Origin of the sequence: Eggerthella sp. BIOML-A1, assembly GCF_009875595.1 — a bacterium.
Lineage (GTDB): Bacteria > Actinomycetota > Coriobacteriia > Coriobacteriales > Eggerthellaceae > Eggerthella > Eggerthella lenta.
Genome location: NZ_WWRZ01000001.1, coordinates 412,697 through 418,696, shown reverse-complemented (window position 1 = coordinate 418,696; position 6,000 = coordinate 412,697). Strand labels below are relative to the sequence as shown.

At 65.5% G+C, this 6,000-nt stretch carries 4 protein-coding genes; 2 read left to right on the top strand and 2 right to left on the bottom strand.

The features are described from left to right. Positions 1–3: 3 nt before the first annotated feature. Both GT590_RS14790 and GT590_RS01770 read left to right on the top strand, forming a co-directional pair. Positions 4–135 carry a transposase gene (locus tag GT590_RS14790; RefSeq protein ID WP_368854010.1) on the top strand — a complete coding sequence of 44 codons (132 nt, stop codon included), beginning with the start codon at positions 4–6 and terminating at the stop codon, positions 133–135. Positions 136–331: 196 nt separating this feature from the next. Beyond that, positions 332–1,765 (top strand): helix-turn-helix transcriptional regulator, encoded by a 1,434-nt coding sequence (locus GT590_RS01770; RefSeq protein ID WP_161170818.1) that lies wholly within the window; start codon positions 332–334, stop codon positions 1,763–1,765. A 250-nt stretch (positions 1,766–2,015) separates the two neighbouring features. Here the strand turns inward: GT590_RS01770 and GT590_RS01765 are convergent, their stop codons facing one another. Beyond that, positions 2,016–3,554 carry an FAD-dependent oxidoreductase gene (locus GT590_RS01765; RefSeq protein WP_086414119.1) on the bottom strand — a complete coding sequence of 513 codons (1,539 nt, stop codon included), beginning with the start codon at positions 3,552–3,554 and terminating at the stop codon, positions 2,016–2,018. A 455-nt stretch (positions 3,555–4,009) separates the two neighbouring features. Then, positions 4,010–5,668 (bottom strand): Na+/H+ antiporter NhaC family protein, encoded by a 1,659-nt coding sequence (locus GT590_RS01760; protein WP_161170817.1) that lies wholly within the window; start codon positions 5,666–5,668, stop codon positions 4,010–4,012. Between the last annotated feature and the right edge of the window lie 332 nt (positions 5,669–6,000).

The following is a 6,000-nucleotide window of genomic DNA, read 5'->3' as shown; positions in this document are numbered from 1 at the left end:
GGCCTGAACTCCGTCATCCAGTCGGTCAAGCGGGCGGCGAGGGGCTACCGCAACTTCGAGAACTTCAAGGCGATGATCTTCCTGCACCTGGGGAAGCTGTCGCTCGGGATCCCCGAGAGGTATGGTACCCACTAGAAACAGCGAAGGACCCGAATGTTTCACGTGAAACATTCGTTCGCTTCGATGTCCGGCAGGGTCGCATGATCGCGACGGTGCGAACACCGGATGTTTCACGTGAAACATCTGTGCGGTTCTGCTCGGCTTCGCAGAGCGCGGCGGGCGCGGGTGCGTTATAGTGGGGCGCGACTGTTTCGCAAGCAAAGGGGAAACGATGAACGCGCACGCATCCGACAAAACGCGAATCCTCGCCCTCGCGGCGGCGGCCACGCTCGGGTTCGGCCTGCTGCAGGGCGCGCGGCTGCTCGACCTCAACACGGGGCCCTACAGCCCCAGCCCCTACGCCCTGGTAGGCCTCGTGGCCGACGGGCTCACGTTCCTTGTCGTCGCCGTCCTTTCCTACGTCGGGCGCATCGACCGGGCGAAGCCGCTGTTCGTCACGGCCGTCGTCGTCAGCTCGATCTACGCCGTGCTCGTTGCGTCGGGCAACACAAACGATATCGCGCTTATCGCCATGCAGGTGACGGCGGGCATGGGCTGGTCGCTGTCCATCCTCTGCTGGATGGAAGTGTTCACCAGCTACCGGCCGCGGCTTTCGCTTCCCCTGATCGCCGCCGCGTATCTCATTGATACGCTGCTTCCGCCGCTGACCAGCTCGCTGTTCCCAGGCGGGCGTAGCATCATGCTGCTGGCGTCGTTCGTCCTGTCCACCGTCGCGCTGCTGTGGTGCCTGCGCAACAACGCGTTCGTCGCCCAGCAGATGAAGGAATCCGTCGCACCCGCCACCTCCATGGCCGAGGCGCTTTCGCGCACGAAGCGCGCAGTCGTCGGGACGTTCGCGTTCTCGCTGATCTGCGGGTTCGTGATCGAGCTCGACATCCACAACAACCTGCAGTACGCGCAGACCGACCTCACCGGCCTGTTCGGGATCATCGCGGCCGTGGCCATGCTGGCCGTGCTGCTGGTGGCGAAGCCGCGCAAGGCGAACATCGACTACATCACGCCCATCACCGCGTTGTGCCTGGTCACCATCTTGCTGTACCGCAGCCTCAACGTCGCCGACGGGCACGTGGCCGGATCGCTGATGACCGCGTTCCTCATCTCGTTCTACGTGTTGCTGTGGCTCATGTTCATCAGCGAGGCGAACGAGCGGAAGCTGCCGGCGTTCTTCCTGCTGGGCTTGGCCTTGGGCGTCGCGAGGCTGTCGGTGGCGCTGGGACGCTTCGCGGCGCAGACGCTGTTGGAGCAAACCGGCGTCGATCCGCAGCTCGCGCTCGTCGGATCGGTGTGGCTGCTGGTGGCCACGTTAGCGCTCATGTTCTGCAGCTACCTTCGCTATGCGTCGAAGCGGGATGCGGCCGGCGATGCGAGCGCCCCCGAGGAAGCGGCGGCCGCCCCGCTGGCGCACCTGTCGGCGGGCGATGCCCTCGTGCAGATGAAAAGCACCTACGAGCTGACGAACCGCGAGTTCGAAGTGATCGAGGAGTTTGCGGCGGGACGCAGCGCCCGGGCCATCGCCGAGCGTTTCACGCTGTCGGAGCACACGGTGAAAACCCACCTGCGCCACGCTTACGCGAAGATGGACGTGCACTCGCGCCAGGAATTGCTCGACCTCATCGAGGAGACGAGCGCCGCCAAGAAGAGTTAGCCCTTTTCGTTGACAACCCCATCGCGGGGGGGCAACGCCGTCGCGAGGACGAAACCCGCAACGAATCAGCAATCGAACGAATGTTTCACGTGAAACATTCGGAGCGCTTGGCGCCGCGACAAGCGTGTGCGGATCCCTGTCGTCCTATGGGACGATAGAGCGGGGATTTTCGACGCATGCTTGACGGCGGGCAAACGCAAGCGTAGGCCGGGGAGGGGGTCCGGCCTGCGCGCGAGGGAAGATCGGGTTGTTACGCCGTGGCCAGCGCCGCTCCCGTCAGACGACCCATGGTGAGGGCGCTGGAGTTGGAGCAGTGGCGCACAAAGCTGCGGTTGTACATGAAGCGGTGCGTGGCCTCGCCCACCGCGAACAGGCCGGGGATGACGCTGCCGTTTTCGCCGAGCGCTTGGCACGATGCGTCGGTTTTCACGCCGCCCATCGTGGCCACGTAGGACGGCACGAACTTCACCAGGTAGAACGGGCCGTCGCCGTACGCCGCCAGCATGTCGGCCTTCTTGCCGAACGCCTCGTCCGCACCCGCAGCTGCCGCCTGCTGGTACGCCTCGAACGTCGCCGCAAGCTGGGGCGCGCCGGCCGCGTCGGCCAGCTCCTCGATCGAAGCGCCCTTCAGCACGTCGCCCGTGGACAGGCCCTTCTCGATGACTGCGACCACCTCGGCGTTCGAGCTGTCGAACAGCACGTAGTACGGCCCCGCCTGGTTGTCGGTCATGGACGTGGCCAGCGCCGTCACCGGGGCCGCCTCGTTCACGAAGCGCGCGCCCGTAGCGTCTACCAGCATCTTCGACGACGTGGCAGCGCCTTCCATGCCGGTGTCGCACAGCTTCTTGAAGCCCGCGTCGGCCTTCGTCAGCGTGCGCGTGGGCATGATGACGTTCGGGATGACCCACGGGTCCTCGTACAGCGCGGCGCCGATGGCGGAGGCCATGGTCATGCCGTCGCCCGTGTTCATGGCGTTGCCCAGGTACTGGAAGCCCATCTCGTTGATGGCGGGCACCAGCTGGTCGCAGTACTCCGCGCTGCCGCCGAAGCCGCCGGTGGCCAGCACCACGGCCTTCGCACGCAGCTCTTGGGCACCGTCAGGCCCCTCAACCTTCACGCCCACCACGGTGTCGCCGTCCATGATCAGCTCTTTCGCCTCGGTGGACAGCATCGTCCGCACGCCCAAGCGCTCGAATTCGGCCGCGAACGCGTTCGCCACCTGGACGCCCGCTTCCGTCGCGGGGTCGGCGCTGACGTCGGGCTTCACCGTGTCGGTGCCCACCATCTCCTTGGTGAACGACTTCTCGAACGTGATGCCCAGCTGCTCCACCCACGCAATGGTGGCGCAGCTTTCCTCCATCATGCGCTGCATGCGGCTATAGTCGGGATACGGCGCGTCCACCTTGCCGATCTCGGTGAGGTTGCGGTAACGGCTGACGAACTGGTCCATGGTGTCGGGCGTCTCGGATTCGAAGCACCACTCGTCCTTATTCTCTGGAACCTGGGCAATGGACACGTTGCCCTTCGAGGTGAGGAAGGTGGACGTGAGAAACGGCGCCTTGTCGACCAGCAGCACGCTCGCGCCGCTCTGCGCCGCGGAGATCGAACAGGCCGAGCCGGCCAGACCCGAACCGATGACGATGATATCGGCTTGCACGGGCTCGGTTGCGCCCGACGCGCCGTCCTGCTTCTTGGATTCGGGCTTCGGGCTGCATCCGGTCAGCGCGAGCGACCCGCCCAGCACCATAGCCCCCATGACGAACTGCCTTCTGGTGAACGTGCTCCCCATTGCTCTCTCCTCTCGTAGACAGGCGGCCGAGCCGCCTCGAACGCTGCGCACTATACGACGGAGGAAGGAGCGCACCATCGCACGAAAGGACGTAACTTTCGATCGCACGAAACGAGCTATGGGCGTTTTAACTGGGAATATGCGTTGAACGGTACAGATGTTCCACGTGAAACATCCGTACATCTGGCGGGCACGGCGGGCGGGGCGACGCGGGGCGTTAGCCATTGCGCGCGGGGCGACGCGGGCGCGGCGGGCGGGGAAGATGCGGAGCGCGGCAACGCGGGGCGCTCGCCGTCGCGCGCGAGGCGAAGCGGGCGCGGCGGGCGGGGAGCGACGCTGGGCGCAAGCGACGCCGGGCGACGCGCGGCGGCTCCGGGCGCAAAAAAGCGCCCGGGGCGGAGTGGCCGTCCCGGGCGCTCGCTGCGCTTCGCTTGCTCGCTTGCCCGCGTTCGCGCTTACGCCTTCGCCGCCCCGTACTTCGAGCGGTTCAGCACCAGCACAGCCGCGATCATCAGCACGGCGCCCACGACGAGCGCGATCCACGGGTTGCCCGTGAAGCCGGCGATGATGTAGCCCACCAGACACACGGCCGCCACCACCGAAGCGTACGGCAGCTGCGTGGCCACGTGGCGCAGGTGGTTGCATTGCGCGCCCGCCGACGACAGGATAGTGGTATCCGAAATAGGCGACACATGGTCGCCGTACACCGCACCGCCCAGCGTGGCGCCGATGGCCACGAGGAACAGCGGATCTTGCGCCGGAAACACGCCGATCACGATGGGCAGGATCAGCGCGATGGTTCCCCACGACGTGCCCATGGCGAAGCCGATGAACGCCGCCACCACGAAGATGACCACCGGCAGCAGAGCCAGCCCCACGCCGATGCTGTTCAGGAAGCCGCTGACGAACTCGCCCGTGCCAAGCAGGTAGCGGCACGTGCCGCCTAGGCTCCATGCCAGCACGAGGATCATGATGGCGCCCACCATGGAGCGCACGCCCTCGGCCACGCCGTCCATGTATCCCGACAGCGTCATCAGCTTGCGCGGCAGGAACATGGCCGCCGTCACCACCAGCGCCACGCACACGCCGATGCACAGGCCGAACACCGGGTTCTCGCCCACAGCCGTGGCGAAGTCGACGCCCTGGAAGAAGCCGCCCGCGTACAGCATGCCCAGAATCGAGAAGATGATGAGCACGATGATGGGAATGATCAGGTCGAACACGCGTCCCTTGTCCGAGATGGCCATGCCCTTGAACTCTTCGACGGCCACCTTCGCAGCCTCGTCCAGCTCGTCCTCCTCGGCTACGATGGTATCCAGCTTCGCCGGCAGCGCGTCGGCCGCGTTCGGATCGGAAATGCCCACCGTCGACATCGACTCGAGAGCGCTGTCCTTCGACGGAATGCGATGCTGCTGGTCGGCCGGCTTCTGCACCTCGGCCTCGGCAACGCGCATGGGGCCGAAGTCCTTCTTGGTAGCGCACATGAAGAAGACGAACACGATGGTGAGCAGCGCGTAGAAGTTGTACGGGATGGACTGGACGAACGTGGTGAAACCGCCTTCACCCAGGTAGCCGCCTACGGCCACGGCCCACGAAGACACCGGCGCGATGATGCAGATAGGCGCTGCGGTGGAGTCGATGATCCATGCCAGCTTCTCGTGGCTGATGTTGAATCGATCGGTGACGGGGCGCATGACCGCGCCCACCGTGAGGCAGTTGAAGTAGTCGTCCACGAAGATGATGATGCCCAGCACCGCGGTGAGAATCTGCGCCATCTTCGCGTTCTTGATGTGCGTAGACACCCACTCGGCGTACGCGCGCGATCCGCCGGCGGCCGCGATGACCACCACGAGCGCGCCCAATAGCGCAAGGAACAGCAGCAGCGCCCCGTTGCCGGCTATCTGCTCGGCCATCATCTGCGGCACCATGGTGAACGAGTCCACCAGCGGCTCGACGCCCACGCCGTTGAGCGAGAACTGGTAGATCACCATGCCCACGAACACGCCGATGGCCAGCGAGGAATACACCTCCTTCGTGATCAGCGCCAGGCCCAGCGCAAGAATCGGCGGTATGATTGACCATACCCCCGTGCTGATGAGGTCGAATCCTTCCATATGATCCCCTTCGTCGTGCTATTCGCCGAGCGGCATGCACGTGGTTCCGCCTTCACCCTCGCCGCGCTTCTCCCGACGCGATGCTTGAGGACGCAGGCCGAATCGCCGCCGCTCGGCACCAGTTTCCTAAGTATACAAGGACAAGCGCGCCCGAGGGGGCGAAAACGCCGATGTTTTCGATCGACGAAGCACGCGAGCGCGAACGCGAGGAGCCACGCGTGTCGGACGCGGGCGCAAGCGCGAACGCGAGCCGCGCGACGTCGGACGCAAGTGCAAGCGCGAATGCGAGGAGCCACGCGTGTCAGACGCAGGTGCGAGCGCGACGCGTTAGG

Excerpts from the sequence above, each read along its gene's own strand:
- GT590_RS01770 (WP_161170818.1), top strand. The coding sequence starts at position 332 with ATGAACGCGCACGCATCCGACAAAACGCGAATCCTCGCCCTCGCGGCG.
- GT590_RS01765 (WP_086414119.1), bottom strand. The coding sequence starts at position 3,554 with ATGGGGAGCACGTTCACCAGAAGGCAGTTCGTCATGGGGGCTATGGTG.
- GT590_RS01760 (WP_161170817.1), bottom strand. The coding sequence starts at position 5,668 with ATGGAAGGATTCGACCTCATCAGCACGGGGGTATGGTCAATCATACCG.